General features: G+C 63.9%; 18 protein-coding genes and 1 riboswitch. Of the genes, 10 read left to right on the forward strand and 8 right to left on the reverse strand.

The window, feature by feature from the left end; translation table 11 throughout:
* The 4 genes from F3J44_RS27220 to F3J44_RS27235 form a co-directional block, all read left to right on the forward strand.
* A partial coding sequence (locus tag F3J44_RS27220) for a hypothetical protein (protein ID WP_205300214.1) occupies nt 1-1,523 on the forward strand: 1,523 nt, incomplete at its 5' end.
* 3 nt (nt 1,524-1,526) lie between these two features.
* Complete coding sequence (locus F3J44_RS27225; RefSeq protein ID WP_167277548.1) at nt 1,527-2,420, forward strand: DUF6708 domain-containing protein; 894 nt, start codon at nt 1,527-1,529, stop codon at nt 2,418-2,420.
* The gene (locus F3J44_RS27230) at nt 2,417-2,674 is read left to right on the forward strand and encodes a PAAR domain-containing protein (protein WP_167277549.1); all 258 of its coding nucleotides are present in this window, start codon (nt 2,417-2,419) and stop codon (nt 2,672-2,674) included. The genes F3J44_RS27225 and F3J44_RS27230 overlap by 4 nt, the downstream gene beginning before the upstream one ends.
* A gap of 188 nt (nt 2,675-2,862) precedes the next feature.
* A complete protein-coding gene (locus F3J44_RS27235; RefSeq protein ID WP_167277551.1) occupies nt 2,863-3,063 on the forward strand; it encodes a hypothetical protein in 201 nt (66 codons plus the stop codon).
* Between the two features lie 33 nt (nt 3,064-3,096).
* On the opposite strand, the gene tenA is transcribed toward F3J44_RS27235, so the two are convergent.
* Both tenA and F3J44_RS27245 read right to left on the reverse strand, forming a co-directional pair.
* The gene (gene tenA / locus F3J44_RS27240) at nt 3,097-3,756 is read right to left on the reverse strand and encodes a thiaminase II (RefSeq protein WP_205300215.1); all 660 of its coding nucleotides are present in this window, start codon (nt 3,754-3,756) and stop codon (nt 3,097-3,099) included.
* Between the two features lie 2 nt (nt 3,757-3,758).
* Nucleotides 3,759-4,406: a TenA family protein gene (locus F3J44_RS27245; RefSeq protein WP_167277558.1), complete on the reverse strand. Its 648-nt coding sequence runs from the start codon at nt 4,404-4,406 to the stop codon at nt 3,759-3,761.
* Between the two features lie 78 nt (nt 4,407-4,484).
* A riboswitch (TPP riboswitch) is annotated at nt 4,485-4,599 on the reverse strand.
* Between the two features lie 245 nt (nt 4,600-4,844).
* Between F3J44_RS27245 and F3J44_RS27250 the strand changes: the two genes are divergently transcribed.
* The 5 genes from F3J44_RS27250 (at nt 4,845) to F3J44_RS27270 (ending at nt 13,793) form a co-directional block, all read left to right on the forward strand.
* Nucleotides 4,845-8,240 carry an Ig-like domain-containing protein gene (locus tag F3J44_RS27250; protein ID WP_167277564.1) on the forward strand — a complete coding sequence of 1,132 codons (3,396 nt, stop codon included), beginning with the start codon at nt 4,845-4,847 and terminating at the stop codon, nt 8,238-8,240.
* A 153-nt stretch (nt 8,241-8,393) separates the two neighbouring features.
* Entirely contained in the window at nt 8,394-9,362 is a 969-nt protein-coding gene (locus F3J44_RS27255) for an SCO family protein (protein WP_167277565.1), read from the forward strand.
* A gap of 81 nt (nt 9,363-9,443) precedes the next feature.
* Nucleotides 9,444-11,771: an EAL domain-containing protein gene (locus tag F3J44_RS30470; RefSeq protein ID WP_167061254.1), complete on the forward strand. Its 2,328-nt coding sequence runs from the start codon at nt 9,444-9,446 to the stop codon at nt 11,769-11,771.
* A complete protein-coding gene (locus tag F3J44_RS27265; protein ID WP_167277567.1) occupies nt 11,759-12,631 on the forward strand; it encodes a phosphate/phosphite/phosphonate ABC transporter substrate-binding protein in 873 nt (290 codons plus the stop codon). The genes F3J44_RS30470 and F3J44_RS27265 overlap by 13 nt, the downstream gene beginning before the upstream one ends.
* Nucleotides 12,632-12,842: 211 nt before the next feature.
* Nucleotides 12,843-13,793: a site-specific integrase gene (locus F3J44_RS27270; protein ID WP_167061292.1), complete on the forward strand. Its 951-nt coding sequence runs from the start codon at nt 12,843-12,845 to the stop codon at nt 13,791-13,793.
* On the opposite strand, the gene F3J44_RS30005 is transcribed toward F3J44_RS27270, so the two are convergent.
* On the reverse strand, nt 13,783-15,507 hold the full coding sequence (locus tag F3J44_RS30005) for an SDR family NAD(P)-dependent oxidoreductase (protein ID WP_167277569.1): 1,725 nt from the start codon (nt 15,505-15,507) through the stop codon (nt 13,783-13,785). The two genes, F3J44_RS27270 and F3J44_RS30005, sit on opposite strands and share 11 nt — an antisense overlap.
* A gap of 267 nt (nt 15,508-15,774) precedes the next feature.
* Between F3J44_RS30005 and F3J44_RS27280 the strand changes: the two genes are divergently transcribed.
* Nucleotides 15,775-16,746 carry a LysR family transcriptional regulator gene (locus F3J44_RS27280; RefSeq protein WP_167061245.1) on the forward strand — a complete coding sequence of 324 codons (972 nt, stop codon included), beginning with the start codon at nt 15,775-15,777 and terminating at the stop codon, nt 16,744-16,746.
* On the opposite strand, the gene asnB is transcribed toward F3J44_RS27280, so the two are convergent.
* From asnB to F3J44_RS27305, 5 genes are read right to left on the reverse strand one after another with little or no spacing between them, the layout of a single operon-like run.
* Nucleotides 16,735-18,570 carry an asparagine synthase (glutamine-hydrolyzing) gene (gene asnB / locus F3J44_RS27285; protein ID WP_167277570.1) on the reverse strand — a complete coding sequence of 612 codons (1,836 nt, stop codon included), beginning with the start codon at nt 18,568-18,570 and terminating at the stop codon, nt 16,735-16,737. The two genes, F3J44_RS27280 and asnB, sit on opposite strands and share 12 nt — an antisense overlap.
* A 10-nt stretch (nt 18,571-18,580) precedes the next feature.
* Nucleotides 18,581-19,966 carry an amidase gene (locus tag F3J44_RS27290; protein WP_167277572.1) on the reverse strand — a complete coding sequence of 462 codons (1,386 nt, stop codon included), beginning with the start codon at nt 19,964-19,966 and terminating at the stop codon, nt 18,581-18,583.
* Complete coding sequence (locus F3J44_RS27295; RefSeq protein WP_167277577.1) at nt 19,953-20,948, reverse strand: long-chain fatty acid--CoA ligase; 996 nt, start codon at nt 20,946-20,948, stop codon at nt 19,953-19,955. Before F3J44_RS27295 ends, F3J44_RS27290 begins: the two co-directional genes overlap by 14 nt.
* Nucleotides 20,945-21,229 (reverse strand): acyl carrier protein, encoded by a 285-nt coding sequence (locus F3J44_RS27300; RefSeq protein WP_167061231.1) that lies wholly within the window; start codon nt 21,227-21,229, stop codon nt 20,945-20,947. The genes F3J44_RS27295 and F3J44_RS27300 overlap by 4 nt, the downstream gene beginning before the upstream one ends.
* Nucleotides 21,226-21,633: a hypothetical protein gene (locus tag F3J44_RS27305; protein ID WP_167277579.1), complete on the reverse strand. Its 408-nt coding sequence runs from the start codon at nt 21,631-21,633 to the stop codon at nt 21,226-21,228. The genes F3J44_RS27300 and F3J44_RS27305 overlap by 4 nt, the downstream gene beginning before the upstream one ends.
* Between the last annotated feature and the right edge of the window lie 7 nt (nt 21,634-21,640).

Raw genomic sequence — 21,640 nt, forward strand, 5'->3', positions numbered from 1 at the left:
CGGTCGGCACCTTGCTCGGAGGCAGCGACAACGTGATCGAAGGCCTGGTCGGCCGATTCCCGGCCCTGGCCAACATCACCGACCTCACCGCCCAGTCCGTCACTACCGTGGTGCTCAAACGCATGCACGGGCAGGCCCGCTGGACGGCCAGCAACAGCCTGCGCCAGCACGTGCTGGCCGCCGCCAGCGAGGCCAATGCCGAGAAGGCGTTGGGGCTGCTGGCGGCGCGGTACGCCGTCACCGATACGCTGATCCGGGAAAACCCCTTTAGCCAGGAGGTCGATAAGTACCTGAAAAGCGGGATGGCGCAGGTGGAGGAAATGAAGGCACTGCGCATCACGGGCAGCCGGACGGTGGCGCTGGAACTGACCACGACTGCGCGGGTAAAGCCGAAGTTGATGGGGTTACTAACGTCAGGTACGGGAACAGGTTTGAATGTTGGGATGCTGTGGTTCAATGTCATTGCACTAAAAGCGGCTTACAACAGTTTGCAGAAGAGCAATGCACCGGAATACACCCTGGGGTTTGCTGCGTCGATCTTTGGTGTTATCGGCGCCGCGGCAGCGGCAGCGTTAAGTGCTCGCGCAACGCAGAGCATTCTACGGTTCAGGCTGAGTTCATCGCAGCCCGGAGTGGCGTTCGGAAATGCTTTCACGAAACTCCTCGAAAGCAAACTTTTCGCACGCCTTTCCGGATATCCCGCCATCCTTTTAGGATTATATGCTGATCGTGAAAAGTCAAAGCGCCAAGAAAAAAATGGTGACGCTATCGCGTCAAAGTATACTCGCTGGGGCGGGATCACTGTTGCCTTAGGATCGGTGCTTATTCTGGAGGGCAGCCTAGCAATTACCGGGTCTATCGGTGCAATCCCCTTCGCTGGCTGGGCAGCTGCAGGGGTAGTACTTCTTGGGGGCGCCATCTTAGCTGGAGGAGTGCACCTACATGCCAAAGCAAGTGAGAGACTGCATACACCGCTTGAACTGTGGGCCGCAAGATGTATTTTTGGAACGAAATCTAATGATGGGGAATTACGAGACAACATAAGCCTAGATCCAACAGGGAAGCTACCAGCCTTCCCTTCCGTCACAGACGAGGTCATTGAATGGCAAACCTCATACTACCAACCAGTACTCCTGGAAACCGAGCAAGCCAAGGCCTTACAACTCGGCAGTTTGTCCAGCGAGTGGAAACAGAATAACGCGTGGTCCCCAGCACTCTGGGTCACTTTAGCCCATACAGACGCCCGCCCTCCAAAGCCGAGTGCAGAGTTCACTGTACTGCTAAAGGAGTTCATTGTTGGAGAAAGTGAATGGTTTGGATCCCTCAGCATTTGCGATAGAGACCAACACGCCATTGAAACACCCTTCAGCCCCGACTGTTATATTACGGCGCTCGGACTCGTACTCAACTTCAAAATTGAAATAATGCACGGAAATTCGGCAAGCCTTTTCATCAAATACTCTCCAAATCAAGGCCTCTACGACCGAGCTCACTCAACTATCACATTCAAGCTTGAGAGGTAAGCAATGTCAGTAGTCTGGCTTTTTAATCCCGCTCAAAATACTGCCGCTGCACCCCGCATAGGGGGCCAAGTAACAAGCATTTCGCCTACAGCCTTGGAATTGCACAACCCGTGGGTGATAGACTCTGTATTTATGGGCAAGCTTTACACTGCCATGTCCGCTGCATTAATACTATCCATCTACTCGGAATTCTTCCACGCCGGCCTTGAGCAAACACTAAGTCGAGACAGGGAGTTACTTATCCTCGACACCCTATTACCTTTCCTGTTCACGCCCTTCCTCGCCTACAGAATATATCTCATAAAAAACTTATCAGCCTTCTACTTGAATCGCACTTCAAAAAAAATCCACTATCGGCGAAACAGAACGCTCATATCTTTCGACTGGGACACTGTCAGAGGCGGTCTATTCAAACGCACCGAGTTTGGTGGCGTATCTTTCAGCACCCAGTATGCCCTGGCATTCGGTCCCTGCGGAGCACAGGGTGGTTTGCAATTGAAAGAATGCCTCTGGATCGACAGCAACGAACCCACCGAGCCAGACGTAAAATACGTCGCCGAAGTTTGGGAATACCTGCGCCATTTCATGGATCACGGCCCCAACAAACTTCCCCCACCAGGCGAACCCAACTGGTGGCACATCCCCCTGCACGCCATCTGCCTGACCCCAGCCCAAGCCTGGCGCCACTACGCCCCTTGGCGAACCGGTGAACCCGGAGAACTGCAAGGCAAGAAAAACTGGCAACTGCCTTTCTGGGCCGTGCTCTTCCCCTACAACCTGTCCCTGGCCATCTGCTGGTACGTCATCTGCCGCCTATTCAACGTCCGCGCAGCACCGCCTCCACCAGAGGCATTCGAAACCGCCCCCGCACAAACCACCCAGAGGAAACGCAAATGACCCCCATCGCACTCGTAGGCCATCGCCATAGCTGCCCACTCCATGGTGAGGGCAAGGTCGAAACCGGCGCCAGCGCAGCCTTCGTCGACGGCAGGCCCATCGCCCGTGTCGGCGACCGGATCAGTTGCGGTGCTGTAATCGAAACCGGCGCTGCCTGCACCATCATCGAAGGCCAGCCCGCTGCCATTGAAGGCAGCCAAACCAGCCACGGCGGAACCATCACCGAAGGCGAGCACGGCTGGCTGATCGACTGACCTACCAGCCCCAGATCAATCGCTGCCACTCAGGGCAATAAACCGACAGCAAAACCTGCGATTTCCTTGCCCTGAATCAGCAAAATTGTACATGGCCATCACCATGCCTTGCCCCCGCCGCCGTCAGCCAGTAAAACGTCTACAAAGCCCGCATCCAGCGGCCTGCATGATACTCAAGCGAGCCCTACATGAACCAAGATTCCTTCCTGTATCGCACCCTGCAAGTACTCAGCGCCCTGCAGCAACGCTACTTCCCGAAATGCCACCACCTGACCCGTGAGGAAGCCCGCCTGGTGGAGCAGTTCCGCGAGCTGTCCAGCACCGACAAGGTCGCCATTCGCTACCTGTGCTCCGCTTACTGGCACACTAACCGCAGCACCTTGAACTGAGGCGCCCGCTCAACCAAGGCGCCCCACGCGGCGTCAGTTCAGGCTGTCCAGCCCCATTTGCCAGAAGTCCGCTTCCAACCGCGAAGCCTGGCCAAAGACCCCCGCCAGCTCCACGAAGCGCTGCTCGGTCATGCTCCGCGCCGCCAGTTCATCCAGGTGTTTGCGTGCTGCCGCCGCCACGCCTTGGTACCCCTCGCCCGCGTATTCACCAATCCATTCCCGGTACGGGTGGCTGCTCAGGTCGCCAATTTGCTGGGCCAATGCCCGGCCGATTTCCGCGTAGCCGATCACGCAAGGTGCCAGCGCCGCATGCAGTTCGAGCAGGTCGCCCGCTGCGCCGCAGTCGAGCACATAACGGGTGTAGGCCACCGTCGCCTGGTGCTCCGGCGCAGCCTCGATGTCTGCCTGGGACAAGCCCCAGCGGGCGCACAGGCGCAAGTGCAGTTCGGTTTCGTCGAGAATCGCCGCCAACCCGGCCTGGGCGGCGCGGATGTCGGCCGGCAGGCGGCTCTTGTAGGCGGCCAGGGCCCAGGCGCGGGCGAACTGGATCAGAAACAGGTAGTCCTGAACCAGGTACGTGCGAAACGCAGCTTCAGGCAGCGTGCCCTCACCCATCTGGCGGACGAAGGCGTGGTCCACGTAGCTGGACCACTGCCCGGCGGTAGCGGCCTTGAGGCGGTCGAAGATATCCATGCTCAAGCCTCCTCGGCGTAGACGGCGTCGAAGAACGCCAGTTCCAGCGCCACGGTACGGGCGTAGAAATCACTGGCCAGTGCCGCTTCCTGGGGGCCGACGCGGTCGAGTTCAGCCTGCAGGAAGGCCACGAAATCGTTGAAGGCCGGGTTGTCGTGCAGGGTGATCCACTCCGCGTACAGGAAATGCTCAGGGTAGGGTTTCGGCGCCTTCACCGCCCAGTCGAGGTACAGGCCTTCGGCGACGTTCAGCACCGCCAGCGCCGCGGCATAGGACCGGGTGGCCGCAGCCTCGCGCATGATTGCCTTGAAACCTGCAGTAGGCGCGGTGTCGGCGGGCTCGCTGCGCTGCGCAGGGCTTACGTCGAGGGCTTCGAAGGCACGCAGGAAATAGGTGTTCTCGTCACTGCTGATCATGCCGGCGAAACGGCCGAAACGCAGGCGTGCCTCGAAGGTGTCGGCGGTAGCGATGGCGGCGCCGAGCAGGGTCAGGAAGCTGTCGAGGAAACGGTGGTCCTGAACCAGGTAACGCACCATGACCGGGTCGGCGATGGTGCCCGCGCACAGCTCGTTCACGAAGCGGTGGCCGACGGCGGCGGACCAGGTCGGCAGGTTCTGCTGGCGCAGGGTTTGGCTGAAGCGTTCGGTCATGGTGCTGTCCTGTACAAGGTGGCAGCGAGACCGTTGCAGCTGGGCATGGAGCGGCCTCGCAATGAGGCCGGCAAAAAGGCAGGTCGGCAGTCCCATCCCTTCGCCGGCATGATCCGGATCAGGTTCGAAGGGTCACCGCGCTGCAGTTGCCAGCGGTTTCTCAGCCCGTTGCCGGGCTCCCCTTGGTGGCAACAGGTATACAGGCCTGAACCGCCGTTGTCACCTGCTGCATCACCGTTCCTGGGCCATCGTTGACCCGCTTGCGGGGAAAAGTCCCCATTGCTTGACACCCCGTTCTTTAGCGCGCATCAGGAATTCCAAGGTTTTGTTTGACAAAGCATTACTGAAATAGTTGTTGGCACAACTGTTGCTCCGGCCCCTTTGTCCAGAGGCCATTGATGGCTCATAGCTATTTAGCCGCGAGCGAGGCACCAGGCAATGAAAACACCTGCCATGATTCACTCCAAACGACCTGCATTCCAACTCTCGGCGGTAACCGCGCTGATGCTCAGCTTCGGGCTGCTGACGGCCGGCGCCTCATCCCTCGATGACGTCAGCCCGCCATCGCCGACGGACCCTTCGCATTTCGATGACCAGCCAGCGGACCCTGGTCCGGCCCTGTTGAACCTGTTCAACCTGCCCGAAGCCAACGAAGGGTCGCTGGAACTCAAGGACGGCGTGTACGGCGACCGTTCGACCAACCGGGTCGACAACGTGCTGCCGCCGTCGCTGCAGACGTCGCGCAACTACCCCACCAATGGCAAGCCAAGCCCGCTGTTCGGTGCGCAACCCTTCACCCAACAGTTGCTGCTGTTCGAAGAGTTCGGCCCGGAAAAACTCGACCCAACGCTGCCGCCACCCGCCCTGGCCTTCCCGCCGCCCACCCTGGGCGCGGCCCCCGCACAGGACCCGGACGTGGTTGCCCGCAGCAGCCCCAACGGCAACGCGCTGGAAGCTTTCCTCAAGCAACCGGGGCTGTACCCGTTCCCCACGCCCTACGCCAACACCCTGGACCGCAACCCGTGGAAGGCGCAGATCGAGCTGTTCCTGAACCGCAACTCGGTGGGTTCGCCTGCCGAAGGCCGGCCACCAGGAAAAGGCTGGGCGCACCAACGCTGGAACGAGTTCTACCCCCAGGCCGCCTTCAAGACCGCGCAGGCCGGCGCCCGCATCAACCAGGGCTTGCGCGACCGCAAGCAGTTGCACAACTACGCCGTGGGTGAGTTCGGCCCAGGCGGCCTGTATTACCAAACCTCGGACATTCCCACCACGCTGGGCACCACCAAGGGCATCGACACCCGCTTCCACCCGAACATGCCGCTGCAGAACCACAAGTCGCTGTGGACCTTCGACGGCACCTTCCCGGTGAAGCTGCTGATGGTGCGCTACGGCCAGCCAGTACTGATGCGCCATTACAACGCGCTGCCGATCGACCCGGCAGCCAACGCAGGCTTCGGCTTGCACACCATTTCCACCCACGAGCACAACGGCCATTCCCCGGCCGAAAGCGATGGCTTCGCCAACGCCTACTTCTTCCCTGGCCAGTATTACGACTACCGCTGGCCGGTCCAGTTGGCTGGCTACGACACCATCAACACCCGTGCCGAAGACCCTCGCGCCGCCTTCCCCTGCTCGCCCGGTGAAACCCTGTTCGTCAACGACGCCAACCCAGGGCTGAAAACCTGCGACAACGGCAGCATCAAGATTCGCGGTGACTGGCACGAAACCATGAGCACCCACTGGTTCCACGACCACATGATGGATTTCACGGCGCAGAACGTCTACAAAGGCAACGCCGTGATGATGAACTACTACAGCGCCATCGACCGCGGCAACGAAGCCCTGCAGGACGGCGTGAACCTGCGCTTGCCCAGCGGCTCGGGGATGGCCTGGGGCAACCGCGACTACGACGTCAACCTGGTGGTGGCCGACAAGGCCTGGGATCAGAATGGGCAGCTGTGGTTCAACCCGTTCAACACCGATGGCTTCCTCGGTGACCAGGTGCTGGTCAACTGGCAGTACCAGCCCAAGCTCAAGGTTCGCGCACGCAGCTACCGTTTCCGAATCCTCAATGGCTCGGTGTCGCGTTACTTCAAGATTGCCGTGGTCCGGGAAATCGCCGGCAACGGTGGTGAATTCAAGGGGCCGTCCGGCTCGAACGTTTCCTACGCGCGGGTGCCGTTCCACATGATCGCCAACGACGGCAACATCATGGAACACGCCGTGCCGTTCGATGGCACCCTGGACCTCAACGGCGACGGCGACCTGCAGGACAACAACGGTATCCTGCCGCTGCAGGGCATCGCCGAGCGCTACGACATCATCATCAACTTCGCCAAGAACGGCATCAAGGTCGGTGACAAGCTGTACTTCGTCAACGTCATGGAACACGACACTGGCAAAGGCCCGAAACAGGTCATTTCCCTGGCCGATGTGCTGTCGGAAAAGTACAAGGCCGTGATCAAGCAGACCAGCAAGGGGCCTGAGTGGGACAAGGGCGACCCGGTGGTCGGCAAGTTCATGCAACTGATCGTTCAGCCCTACAGCGGCCAGGACGTGAGCATGGACCCGAGCGCCTACGAGCCTGCCAAGCCTGGCAAGGCCGAAGGCCTGAAGATGATCCCGCTGACCATCGACCGCACCGCCGCCACCGACAAGGACAAAATCAACAAGGCCCGCCACCGTGAGTTCGTCTTCGGCCGCTCCGATGGCACCGACAGCACCCCCTGGACCATCAAGACCGACGGCGGTTTCGGCTACAGCATGGACCCACGCCGCATCAGCGCGGCGCCGCAGCTGGCCAGCGAAGCGACTCAAGGCGGCTTCAGCGGCGACGGCACCCTGGAAGTGTGGAAAATCCGCAACGGCGGCAACGGCTGGAGCCACCCGGTGCATGTGCACTTCGAGGAAGGCGTGATTCTCAGCCGGGACGGCAAGGCACCGCCGGAATGGGAAAAATGGGCGCGCAAGGACGTCTACCGCATTGGCCCGGACGCCGACTCTTCCCAGGAAGTGGAAATGGCCATCCGTTTCCGTGAGTTCGCCGGCACCTACATGGAACACTGCCACAACACCCAGCATGAGGACTCCTCGATGCTGCTGCGCTGGGACATCGAGCACCCCGGGCAGTTCCAGGTGATGCCAACCCCGCTGCCGGGTTGGGATGGCGTGGAGTACATGGCGTCGGTAGGCCTGCCGACCTTCCGCACCGCCAGCAGCAACAGCGGGCAAGACCCGGCCAACAAACCGCCTGTGGCCAACAACGACAGCGCCGCCACCACTGCCGGCAAGCCGATCACGCTCAACGTGCTGGCCAACGACACCGACCCCGAGGGCAACCTGCCGTTGACCGTCAAGGGCCTGAGCCAACCCGACTCCGGCCAAGGCTCGGTCAGCACCGACGGCACCAGCGTCACCTACACGCCACCGGCCACCGTCGATACGCCGTTCACCGCCAGCTTCAACTACACCGCGCGCGATGCCAAGGGCGCCGAGTCGCTGAATCCGGCCACGGTGAACATCGCGGTCAGCCAGACCGTGGCCATGGACGACATCCAGGTCAGCAGCGCCACCGTGCAGGTGCGCAGCGGCAACCGCAACACCTGGGACCTGTCCGGCACCACCTCGGTGGCCAACGGCAACAGCATCACGGTCACCGCCGCCACCACCAGCGGGCCGCTGAACCTGGGTACGGCCACCTTGAGTGCGGCCACCAGTGGGGCGCGCTGGCGGCTGTCGGTGACCACCACCGGCAGTGGCCCGGCTTCACCGGCAACGGTGACCGTGCGCTCGGCCCTGGGGCAAAGCGTGACGGTGCCGATCAGCGTGAAGTAAACGTGGGGATGTATCGGGTATCCCTGTAGGAGCGGGCTTGCCCCGCGAAGGAGGCGACGCGGTGCCTGGCACCGGCTTCGCCGGTGTTCGCGGGGCAAGCCCGCTCCTACAACGATCGGCGTATGCAGTAACTTCTGTTCGAGGGTAAACAACATGGCTGGGTCATGGCGTGTTCTGCTCGCAATCTTGCTGTTCGCCGCCGGCTTGCATTACTGGCCGACCACCCAAGCACCCGCCCGGGAAGCCAGCACGCCCTGGGGCGCCGACTACTTCCCAAACACCCCGCTGGTCACCCAGGATGGCCAGCAGGTGCACTTCTTCGACGACCTGATAAAGGACAAGGTAGTCGCCATCAACTTCATCTTCACCGGCTGCTCCGATTCCTGCCCGGTGGAAACCGCGCGCCTGCGCCAGGTGCAGAAAATTCTTGGTGACCGGGTCGGCAAGGACATCTTCCTCTATTCCATCAGCATCGACCCGTACAACGACACCCCCGCCACCCTCAAGCGCTATGCCGAGAAGTTCGGCATCGGCCCAGGCTGGACCTTGCTCACCGGTGAGCCAGACGACATCGAGCAGTTGCGCCGGCGCCTGGGGCTGTACATCGAGGGCCTGGAAAACGGCCGCTCCAAGGACCACAACCTGAGCCTGATCATCGGCAACCAGGCCACCGGCCGCTGGATGAAAGCCTCGCCTTTCGAAAGCCCCTACATATTGGCCGACCGCCTGGGCAATAGCCTGCACAACTGGAAGCAGGCCAGCGCCATGGCCAACGACTACGCCCAAGCGCCGGACATTCGCCCGCCCAGCAGCGGCGAACAAATTTTCCGTACCCGCTGCTCGTCCTGCCATTCGGTGGGTAGCAACGAACGTGGCATCGGCCCTGACCTGCTGGGCGTCACCCGCCAGCGTGATGCCCGCTGGCTGACGCGCTGGCTCAAGGAGCCAGACCAGATGCTGGCCGAAAACGACCCGCTGGCCCACCTGCTCTATGAGCAGTACAACCGCCTGGCCATGCCCAACATGCGCCTGGGCGACGAGGAAGTCGCGGCGTTGTTGAGCTATCTGGATGAAGAGACAACGCGCATCCAGGCGCCCCTGGCGGACCGGGGAAAACCTTAGAGGCAAATCGCCACCAGTCATTAGGCTGTCATCTTTCTGTCGTATTTTCAACGCCATCACCCACGGTCGGGAATACCAGCAGTGATCCGCCGTTCTCTCTCTTCCGCAGGCCTTTTGCGCCTGTTGATCTTGATGCTGTGTGCCGCCACCCTGACCTTCCTGTGGGGCCTGCACCTGACCCAGAAGGCCGCGTCGCGCCAGGATGCGCTCACGGCCAAGGCCGCCGAGCACCTGAACCTGGCCAGCATTGTCGCCGAAAGCCTGCGCCAATTGGTGGACCGCGCCCAGGCCGTAGGCCGGGTTACCCAGGACGACATGAAGGCCCTGCGCCAGGGCAGCCTGAGCCTGGCGCGCCTGTTGGCCGAAGACCCGGTCTTCAAGCGCATGAGCCTGTATGACCGGCACGGCCGGTTGCTGTCGTCCAGCCATGGCGATGAGGCCGCCCAGTTGCCTGCCGATTGGCTGCAGCAATTGAAAGTGCACGTCGCCCATTACGGCTTCAAGCCCTTCCTGCCGCGCGTGCCTGCCGACACGGCCCCGGGCGCGATGCCTAATTGGCGCCTGCCGTTCCTGTTGCCATTGACCGACCTGCCCGGGCGCGAGATCGACAACATCCTGGTGGTGCAGTTGGACGTGGGCTACCTGGCGGTGTTGTTCCAGCACATCGACCTGGGCGACAGCGGCATGGTGCGCCTGCTGCAGGACGACGGTCAGGAGCGCCTGCGCATCAACGCCAGCGGCGTAGTGGTCGCCGGTGACAGCATCGAGCCAGACCTCACCGAGGCCGACAGCAATGCCGGCCAGCTGACCCAGTATGCCGCCGGCGACCCCTACCAGAGCCTGTACCGGCGCGTGGCCGAACGGGGCTTCAGTGTGGTGGTCAGCCAGCGTTACGATGAAATCCTCGCCTCCTCCGTGCTCGCCTATTCGCGCCAGTTCTGGCTCAACCTGAGCATGACCCTGATGATCCTCGCCAGCCTCGCCTGGACCCTGCGCCTGTTGCGCAAGCGCCAGGAAGCCTTCGATGCGCTGGAGCACGCGCAGCAGGTCAATCAGCAACTGATCGGCCGCCTTGAAGACGAACACCGGCGCAGCAGCCACGCCGCCGCCACCGACCACCTCAGCGGCCTGCACAACCGCCGCCAGTTCGTCGAAGTCGCCGAGCAGGCGCTCACCCGCCAGCGCGGCAAGCGCCGGCTGATGGCCATTCTGTTCATCGACATGGACCGCTTCAAGTCGATCAACGATTCGCTCGGGCACAAGATCGGCGACCTGCTGCTGCAGGCCGTGGCCGGCCGCATCCAGCGCCTGCTCGAACCCGGCGATGAAGCCTCGCGCTTTGGTGGTGACGAGTTCGTCGTATTGCTGGCCGGGGAACGCAGCGAAGAACAGATCAACAGCTGGGTGCGCGGCCTGGTGCAGAAACTCTCCGCCACCTATGCCCTCGATGGCCAGGAGGTCAACACCAGCCCCAGCGTCGGTGTCAGTATCTGCCCGCGCGACGGCCAGGACATCGACAGCCTGATCCGCAGCGCCGACGCCGCCATGTATTCGGCCAAGCAAGCCGGCCGCGCCCAGTACCGCTTTTTCGACCCATCGCTGAACCTGGCCGATATCCAGTCGTTCACCCTTGAGCAGGCGTTCGGCACGGCCCTGGCCGAACGCCAGTTCGTGCTGCACTACCAACCGCAAATCCGCCTCGACACCCAGCGCGTGCTTGGCTACGAAGCGTTGGTGCGCTGGGACCACCCGGAGTTTGGCCTGCTCTACCCTGACCGCTTCATTGGCCTGGCCGAGCGCAGCGGTTTCATCATCGAACTGGGCTGGGAAGTGCTGCGCCTGGCCTGCGAAGAGCTGGCCCGCTGGGACACCCAGGGCCGCGATGCACGCCTGGCGGTGAATGTGTCGGCGCTGCAGTTGCGCCAGGCCGATTTCAGTACTCGCCTGCTGGCCAAGCTGCAGTTGTACGGCATTGTTCCGCAGCGCCTGGAACTGGAAATCACCGAAACCACCATCCTGGACCCCGAAGGCACCGCGGTCGACCACCTGCATCGGCTGCGCGCAGCTGGCATCGGCATCAGCCTGGACGACTTCGGCCGTGGCTATGCAGGCTTTGCCCACCTGCAATCGCTGCCGCTGAGCAAGCTGAAGATCGACCGCTCGCTGATCGCGCCGTTGTCCAACAGCTATGACGACAGCCCGATCGTTTCCTCGACCATCATCCTGGCCAAGCGCCTGGGGTTGGAGGTGGTGGCCGAGGGGGTCGAAACCCGCGAGCAGGTGGTGTGCCTGAAGCTTGCCGGTTGCGACATTGCCCAGGGCTACCACTTCAGCCGGCCCCTGTCGCCGGCGCAGTTGCTGGAGTACCCGCCCTTCAATGGCATCGAGGAAAAACCATGCGCACTCTGAAGACTTTGGCGGGGCTGCTGCTGGCCAGTCTGCTGGCCAACGCCGCGATGGCCGACTGCACGGTGCGCAGCCTGCGCCTGGCAGTCATCCCGATCAAGGGCACCGAGGAGATGGTGCGTGAACACCAACCGCTGCTGCAGCGCCTGAGCCTGGCCGCTGGGGTGCCAGTGGAGCTGGTGATTGCCGCGTCCTATGAAAGTGTGGTGGATGCCATCGTTTCCGGAGGCGCCGACATCGCCCGCCTGGGGCCGGCGTCCTATGTGCTGGCCCAGCGCCGCGACCCACGCATCGAGCCCTTCGCCACCTTTACCCTCAGCGCCGGGCCTTTTACACCTGCGGGCAGCCATTACCAGGCGCTGCTACTGACCCGGGGCGATGGCCCCGACGATATCGAAGCCTTGCGCGGCAAGCGGGTAGCCTTGAGCGACCCGGCCAGCACGTCGGGCAGCCTGGTGCCCAGTGCCGAGTTCCCGGCCCAAGTGGGCGCGCCGTTGGCCCGCTTTTTCGCCTCGCTGGTGTATGCCGGCACCCATGACAAGGCGCTGGAAGCGTTGCTCGATGGGCGCGTGGAGGCGGCATTCGTTGCCAGCGAGCGGGCTGATGCCTACCTGCTCAAGCATCACCTGGCACCCAGCGCGCTCAAGGTACAGTGGCGCTCGCAACCTATTTACTACGACCCCTATGTGTTCAGTGCCAGCCTGTGCCCAGCGGTGAAACAGCGTATTCGTGCAGCGATGCTGGAAGACCCCAAGGCACTGGCGGCGTTTGTCGCCTCCCAAGATGCCAGCGGCCTGGTGCCAGTGACCCAGGCCGAATATGCGCCGTTGCGGCGCATGATGGACGCCTCAATACCTCGCTAGAGGTTGTGTGCGCCACGATACCGCTGTAGGAGCGGGCTTGCCCCGCGAACACCGGCAAAGCCGGTGCCATGCACCGCGGTATCTGCTTCGCGGGGCAAGCCCGCTCCTACAAAATCAGATTCCCAGGGAAACGAGCGCAGCTCGCGATAGGGCCAGGACAGGCCAGGCACTAACGGGTATGGTATCGCTATCAGCACCTGGCACCACCACCATGACCGACATCGAGCGCTACGTCCGCGCCGCTACCCGTGACAACACCCGGCGCAGCTACCAGGCCGCCATCGAGCATTTCGAAAGCCACTGGGGCGGGTTCCTGCCGGCCACCGCCGACAGCATCGCCCGCTACCTGGCCGACCACGCCGAGCAGCACGCCGTCAGTACCCTGCGCCAACGCCTGGCGGCACTGAGCCAGTGGCATGTCAGCCAAGGCTTCCCCGACCCCACCAAGGCGCCGTTGGTGCGCCAGGTGCTGCGCGGTATCCGCACCCTGCACCCGACCCCACCGAAACAAGCAGCACCACTGTTGCTGCAACACCTGCAAGCGGCCATCGAGCATTTCGACCACGAAGCGCACCAGGCCCGTGAACAGCATGACCTGCCCGCCCTGCGCCGTGCCCGGCGCGATGCCGCGCTGTTGCTGCTGGGGTTCTGGCGGGGCTTTCGCGGCGACGAACTGGCGCGTCTGCGCGTGGAGCACATCCAGGCCGAGGCCGGCGTTGGCATCAGCCTGTTCCTGCCGCGCAGCAAAGGGGACCGGGAAGCCATCGGCGTGCAGCACCGCACCCCGGCGCTGAAGGCCCTGTGCCCGGTCACGGCCTACCTGCAATGGATAGAAGTCGCCGGCATCGCCCACGGCCCGGTGTTTCGCAAACTCGACCGCTGGGGCAACCTCAGCGACACGCCGCTCAACAGCAACAGCCTGGTTGGCCTGTTGCGGCGCATGCTCGAACGCGCAGGCGTGCCAGCGGCGCTGTACACCGGCCACTCCCTGCGCCGCGGCTTCGCCACCTGGGCCACGGCCAACGGCTGGGAATTGAAATCGCTGATGAGCTATGTGGGCTGGAAGGACGCCAAGTCGGCGCTGCGCTACATCGATGCGGCGCAGCGCTTCGGCGAGCTGGCCGTGTTACCGGCCAGCCCAGGGCAACACCTCATTCCGTGAAGGTGTGCCGGGCGATGCCACCCACTTCCGGGCGGATGCTGTACAGGTCGCCGGCATCCGGGAAGTGCCGCAGTTCGGTCGGGCTCATGCCGACGCGCGCCGTGGTGATGTACAGCGTGTCGAGGTTCGCGCCGCCAAAGCAGCAACTGGTGGGGCGCGGTACGGGCATCACCACCTGGTCGGTCAGGTGCCCGTCACGGTCATAGCGCAGCAGGCAGCTGCCATTGAACTGGCACACCCACAGCCCACCCTCGCGGTCCAGGGCAATGCCGTCCGGGCGGCCCAGTTCAGCCGGCGTTTCGGCAAACAGGGTGGCCTCCTCCAGGCGCCCTTCTTCCAGGTACTCGGCGCGGTAGATGGCGCGCTCGACCGAGTCGACGAAAAACACCGTCTTGCCATCGGCTGACCAGGTCAGGCCATTGGGCAGTGCCAGGCCATCGTGAATCACCTCGTCATGAAGTTCGGCATCGAAGCGGAACAGCCCGCCGGTCTTGCCGCTCGGCCCCTCGTCCATCAGGCCAGTGACGAAACGGCCCTGGGGGTCGCAGGCTCCGTCGTTGAAACGGAAGCTGGAGCGGTGATGCACCGGCATCGAATACTGGCGCACCTTGCCCGGCCCCACATCGAGGATGGCCACACTGGCGTCCTCGGTGAAAATCAGGTTGCCGTGGTCAGTCAGTGCCAGCGCACCGATGCGCGCTGCCGATTCGTACACCCGCTCCACCTCGCCATCGGGCAGCAGCCGGTGAATGCGGCCACCGGTGATATCGACGAAATACAGGGCGCCGCTGCGGGCCTCCCACACCGGGCTCTCGCCCAGGTCGGTGCGGGTGTTGGCGACCTTTACCGGCACGTAGCTGCACTCCTTGATACGGCTCCAGCGCTCGGCCACTTCGGCCAGGCTGGAGGCTTCGACCCGGGCCAGGTCGCGCGGGTAGCTGACGCCGCTGTTCTCGCTGAAGCGCGTGGCGGTGAACTGGCCATTGCTGGCGCGTAGGATGTAGCCGGTATCACGGCACAGTGCGCTGGCCAGGTACAGCACGCCCGGGGTGACCCACTCGGGCTTGAGTTCTTCCGGTGGCTGGGTCACACCCCACATGCGGGTCTTGGCCACCGGCGAGATGGCGTTGACCAGGATGCCGTGTTCCAGGCCTTCCATGCTCAGGGCGTTCATGATGCCGACCTGGGCCATCTTGCCTGCCGAATAGGCCACCAGGCCGGGCTGGGCATAGCGCTGGTACATGGCGCGGTCCGAGGTGGTCAGCACGATGCGTGCGGCAGCCGATTGCTTGAGGTACTTCCAGGCGTGCTTGGCCAGCCACACCGGGGCATGCACGCTGATACCCAGGGCGCGGTCGAGAAACGCCTGCTCCTGGCTTTCGATGCCCTGGTAATCGACCCAACCGGCGTTGTGAATGAGGATGTCCAGCGCACCGAACTGCTCAACGGCCAGCTCCACCAGTTGGCGGCAGCCGTCTTCGTTTTCCAGTTGGCCGGTATGGGCGACCACGCTGTATCCCAGTGCCTGCATGGTTTGCAGGGCGGTTCTTGCGGCGCTCGGGTCTTGCCCTTCGCCGGCACGGTCAGTGCCAAGGTCGCTGATCACCACGTGTGCGCCGCGTTCGGCCAAGGCCATCGCGTAATCCAGGCCGAGGCCTTGGGCGGCTCCGGTGACGATCGCGACTTTGCCCTTGAATGGGTCTGTAGTTGGCATTGTAGGGCCCTTCCGATTCTCCTTTTTTACGATAACAATAAAAAAATCAATGACTTAATATTAAAAGCATGCAACTTTGATATCTCTGGAATATCACGGGCCCAGCGCCTTGCGCGATGCGCCGCGATCATCACCGGCCTGCCCGAAGGGAACCTTTGCACAGAGGCTTTGTCGCCGCGAAGCCACGCACTATGATGGCCGCCTTGCAGGGTCGACCGCCGGAGACCGCTTTCTGGCCCCCCGTTCGACTCGATGAAGGAAAGTAGAATGATCGAGACACGTTTGCTCAGGCAGTTCATCGCCGTGGCCGAGGAGCTGCATTTCCACAAGGCAGCCATTCGCCTGCACATGGCCCAGCCACCGCTGAGCCAGGCGATCAGCCGCCTTGAGGAAAAACTGGGCTTCAGCCTGTTCCTGCGCAACAAGCGCGGGGTCAAGCTCACCGCGGCCGGCATGGCGTTCCTGGAAACCGCCTACCGCACGCTCAAGGAGCTGGAACAAGGCATCGAGTATGCTCGCAATGTGTCAGAAGGTATCTGCGGCAAACTGACCATCACCGCCATCTCCATCGCCTACTACGAATCGCTGCTCAACACCCTGAAGAAATTCCGCGAAATCTACCCGAACGTGCGGCTAACCATTCGTGAAATGCCGTCGGCCTCCCAGGCCAAGGCGCTGATGGCCGGCGAAGCGGACATCGGTTTCATGCGCAAGCTGCCGATGCCGCCCGATGTCATCGAATCGCGCCTGTTGCTCAACGAACAGATCGTCATGGCCCTGCCAAGCAACCACCCCAGGGCGCAGCAGCAGGTGGTCGACCTGCGTGATTTTGCCGAGGAGGATTTCGTCTTCACCCCGCAAGCGCTGGGCAGCGGCTACCACAGCCAGCTGATCGCGCTGTGCGAGTCGGCCGGGTTCTACCCCAAGGTGGTCCAGGAAGCAGCGCAGATCCACACCCTGATCGGCCTGGTGGCCTGTGGTTTCGGCGTGGCCCTGGTGCCGGAGTCAATCGCCTATTCCACTTTGCGCGACCGTGTGCGCTTTCGTCCGATCCGGCCCATCAAGGACCAGCCCACTCCAACCATGGGGCTGTACATGAACTGGAACCTGCAGAACGCATCGCCGGCCCTGGGCAGCTTCATTTCCATGCTTGACCTCGGCGCGCCGCGGCGCTTTGCCGATACCATCCAGAACCCGGTGATCCTGGATGGTAACGAAGCCCATGAGCTACAGCGCTAGCCGGTATTCCCCAAGCCAGGCCTCCAGCGCCAGGGCGGTTTCCAGGTTGTTGCGCCGCAACTGCGAATTGAAGTAACCCTCGGGCTGTTGCAGTTCCGCGGCCAGGCGGGTGCGGTCGATCACCTGGAACACCGGGCTTGCGCCATCGGCCAGCAGCCGTCGGGCACGCTCGCGCAGGAACTGCTCGTAGGCAAGGTTGGCCGAGGTCGGGTACGGGCTCTTGCGCCGCTGCAGCACTGCCGGGGGCAGGATGTCGGCACAGGCCTGCTTGAGCAGCCACTTCTCCTCACCGTTCTTGCCCTTGAGCGCCCAGGGCACGTTGTACACGTACTCCACCAGCGCATGGTCGGTGAACGGCACCCGCACTTCCAGGCTGGCGGCCATGCTCAGGCGGTCCTTGCGGTCGAGCAGAATCGGCAACCAGCGCTGCAGGTGCATGTGGCTCACCTCGCGCATGCGCCGCTCCTGCGGGCTGTCGCCAGGCAGATGCTCGACGCTGTCCAGGGCCTGGTGGTAGCAGTTGTCCTGGTGCTGGGCGAAATCGTACAGGCAGTTGAACTCAGGGTTGATCAGCTCGGGCTGCAGCAGCTGCATGCGCGACAACCATGGGAAGCGCTGCGCGGCGATGGCCTGCGGGTCACGGAACCAGGCGTAGCCGCCGAACACCTCGTCCGCCGCCTCGCCGGAAATGGCCACCGTTGAATGCGCGCGGATGGCCTTGAACAGCAGGTACAGCGAGGTATCGACATCGCCGAAGGTGGCGGCCGAGTCATTGGCCCGGTACACCGCCAGGCGCGCAGGGTCCGCCACCAGCTCGCGGTTGTCGATCAGGATGGTCTGGTGGCGGCTGCCAATGTAGTCGGCGGCCGCCAGCGCATAGGGCTGGTCGCGCTCAGGGCGAAACGCATCGGCCTGGAACTGCTCGGCCTGGCCAACGAAGTCCACCGAGAAGGAATTGACCGTGCCGCCCTGCTCCGCGTGCAGCCGCTGTTGGGCCATGGCGGTGAGGATGGTCGAATCCAGCCCGCCGGACAGCAAGGCGCACACCGGCACATCGGCGTACAGCTGCTCGCCCAGCGCGTTGCCCAGCAGCTCGCGGGTACGCGCCACGGTCGTGGCCTCGTCGTCCAGGTGCGCGCGCCGTTGCAGTTGCCAGTAACGGCTGACTTTCGGCAGGCCGCTGGGGCGCCACGACAACCGGTGCCCAGGCGGCAGTTCGCTGATGCCGCGCAAGGCGGTGCGCGTGGTGCCCCGCGACAGGCTCAGGGCATCCACCAGGCCGACCACGTCCAGCGCCCGGGTGAATTCCGGGTGGGCCAGAATCGCCTTGATCTCCGAACCGAACAGCAAGCCCTGCTGATGGCGCGCGTAGTACAGCGGCTTGACCCCCAGGCGGTCGCGCACCATCAGGAAATGGCCGTCGCGCCCATCGAACACGGCAAAGGCGAACATGCCACTCAAGTGCTCGGTGCACTGCTCGCCCCATTCCAGGTAGGCGTGCAGCACCACTTCGGTGTCGCTGCGGGTTTGAAACGCATGCCCGGCCTGGCGCAGGCGCTCGCGCAGGGCATCGTGGTTGTAGACTTCGCCGGTGTACACCAGCGTCACCTCCTCGCCGCCAGGGCAACGGAATGTCATCGGCTGCACGCCGCCGGCCAGGTCGATGATCGCCAGGCGGCGATGGCCCAGCAGCGCATGGCGGTGCTGCCAGGCGCCGGCGGCATCCGGCCCGCGCAGGGCCAGGGTGTCGGTCATGGCCGCCAGGGCCGCGCCCGCTTGGCCAAGGTCACGGGTGTAGTCCACCCAGCCTGTAATTCCACACATGGTTGGCTCCTTATACGTGCAAGCGACGGGTCGGCAGCAGGCCGGTCACACCCTGCAGGCGGCGGGCGATGTCCAGCAGCTGATGCTCGCTGTCGCGGCGGCCCATCACCTGCACGGCCAGTGGCGCCTTGCCGTCGCTGCTCAAGCAGATCGGCACGGTGATTGCCGGCAAGCCGCTGAAACTGGCCAACGGGGTGAAGCTGATTTTCTGCGAATAGCCTTCATCGGCAGGTGACGGGATGGTCGAGTCACCCGGCTGCGGGTTGCGGCGGTCGAACGGCCGGTTGGGGTCCATGGGGAACACCACGAAGTCCACCCCGGCGTCATCGAACCAGGCGTCGATGCCGGCGCGCACGCTGTCCATACGCTGCTGAATGCGCTGGTACTCGGCGTCACTGACGCCCTCGCCCACGCCCAGGGCGCTCAATGTCGACCAGTGCAGCTCGCAGTCGAACCGGCGCATCCAGGCGGCCGAGGCCAGCCAGGCGTCGCGGGCGCACAGCTGCCAGGCATCGCCACGGCACGCCCACAGCTCAGGCATGCGCACCTCGCTCGGGGCCATGCCCAGTTCAGCCAGTGCACCACGCGCCTGGCCGAGCATGTCGAGCATCGCCGGGCTGGTCAGCCCAGGGTCCAGGGCGTGTTCGAGGATCGCCACCTGGTAGCGCTCCTTCAACGGTTGTTGCTGGCCCAGCAACGCATCCAGGCCCAGCATCGGGAACAACAGCTGCAGGTCATCGGCGCTGCGGGTTACCCAGCCCAGGGCATCCATGCGCGGCGACAGCGGGAACACCCCACCCAGGCTCTGGGCTTTCTGGGTCATGCGCAGGCCGACCATGCCGCAATGCGACGCCGGCCAGCGCACCGAACCCAGCACATCGGTGCCCAGCGAGATATCACACAGCCCAGCGGCAACCGACACCGCCGAGCCCGTGCTGGAACCGGACGGGTCGATGGTGGGGAAATGCGGGTTACGGCAGCCAGCGCCGAAAGCGATGTTCAGTTCGGTGGTGGCAACCTTGGCGGTCAACGCGATGCGCGGGTCGAGGAAAGTCAGCGCATCGGCGCTGCGCTGCGGGTAATGGCGGTAGGCACGCAGGCCCAGGCGGGTCGGCAGGCCGGCAACGTCGACGGTGTCCTTCACCCCCAGGCGGTACCAGGGTGCTTCGGCCGGGCGGGTGCTGGTCAGGCAGCGGTAATGGCTGTCGGCGTGCACCTGCCAGTGGGCGTACTGGGCGGCCCAATCCGCCGCCAGTGCGGGGTTACGCTCCAGCAGCTCGTGGCGCTTGCGCAGCGCCAAACCAAGGTATTCCGGCTGTTCGCGGCCAATGCTGGGGTCGGCGCCGCACTGGCCGAGGTAGTGGGTGATGGTGCTTTGGGTATCAGCGTGGCTCATGGGTGTATTCCTTGACAGCAGGGGTGGCCGCCCACGGTTGGGGCTTGCCGGTGGCAGATAGCGGCAGGTTGGCAAGGCGGCGAACCGCCACCGGCCGTGGGTGCCCGGGGGGCAGTTCGGTGAAGGCTTCAAGCACCGCGCGCTCGGTCAGCGCCGCATCGCTGTACAGCACCTCGAAAGCTTCGCCGCGCAAAGCATCGGGCACCGCGACGCAGGCCAGGGCCGGGCAGCCCAGGCGCGCGCTGAGCTCGCCGGCCAGGCGCGCCAGGTCCAGGCGCAGGCCATTGACCTTGATCAGGCTGCTGGCCCGGCCCAGCCACTGGAAGCGGCGCTCGTCCAGCGCCAGCACCTGGTCATCGCAATGATGGCTCGGTGCTGGCCGCGCCTCGCCCTGGGCGCGGGCGATACGCGGGCTGCTGACGGCCAATGCAGCGGGCTGGCCTGGCAAACACAGCAATGCCACATCGTCGAGCAGCGTCCAGGGCTGTTCGGCATCGCTGCGCGCATCGAGCTCGCGGTAGGCCATGGCGCCCGTCTCGGTGGAGCCCAGCAACTCGACGAAACGCACCTGCGGCCCGGCATGCTGGCGCACGGTGGCCAAGGCCCCTGGCGGCAGCATTGAGGCGCTGTGCAGCACCAGCACCTGGCGCCGGGGTGCCAAGCGGCCGAGCAAGGCCGGCAGTAGGCGCCAGGTACTGGCGATGGCGAGGATCACGCACGGCCCCTGGCCATCGAGCAGCGGCAGGCGCTGCTGCTCCAGCGAGCATGCTTGCAGCCGGGCATTCATTACCCGTGCACCGACCTCGCCAAGGATCATCCCGTAACTGTGACTGGCCGGGGCGAACGCCAGAATCTCCTGCACCTCGGGCGCCCAGCGGCGCAGGATCAGCGCCGCTTCGCGCTCCATTTGCGCCACGCTGCGCCACCACTGGCGTGGCGCCCCGGTGGAGCCTGAGGTGGTAAAGCAGTGCTCGGCGCTCACTCGGCGGCCTGCAGGGTCAGCTGGTCTTCGAGCTTCTGGGTGACGAAGCGCTCCATCTTGGCCAGGGTTTCGAACCAGAAGCGCACATCGTCGCTCAGGTAATCCACCTCAAAGCCAAAACTGCCTTCGATTACGGTGATCACCTCCACGGCCATCAGGCTGTCGAAACGTTCACCGAGAAAATCCCGAAAGCTGGCGTCTTTGTCGATCAGGGTCACTTCCTCGCCCAGCAGTTGGCCGAGGGCCTGACGAATACGGTGTTCAATGTTGAGGTCGCTCACGAGCCGGTCATTCCTTGTGGGTTGGCAGCGTTGATCAAGTCCGCACCGGCACTGAAGTACACGTGCTCGGGCAGAATCGGGTCGAATTGCAGGTAGATGAAGGCCTGCGGGAATTGCGTGCGCAGGCACTGGGTAAGCCCGCTGGCCAGGCTTTCATGGGCCAGCCGGTCGCGGCTGGCCGCCACGTTGATGCGCACATGAAACTGCGCGGGCAGGCCTTCGCGGTCGGTGACCGGCAGTGGCATGCCGGCACTGAATACGCAGCCCTGGGCCAGCGGCGTGAAGAACACCATGCAGTGCGCGGTGTCGGCGCCCAGCGCCTTGAGCTGGCGGGTAAAGGCCAAGGCCAGGCGCTTGCGGTCCAGGGGTTGCAGCGGTGCGCAGGAAACGGTGAGGGTTGGCATGGGGCCT

This window comes from Pantoea sp. Tr-811, assembly GCF_011752535.1.
In the GTDB taxonomy this organism is placed as follows: Bacteria; Pseudomonadota; Gammaproteobacteria; order Pseudomonadales; family Pseudomonadaceae; genus Aquipseudomonas.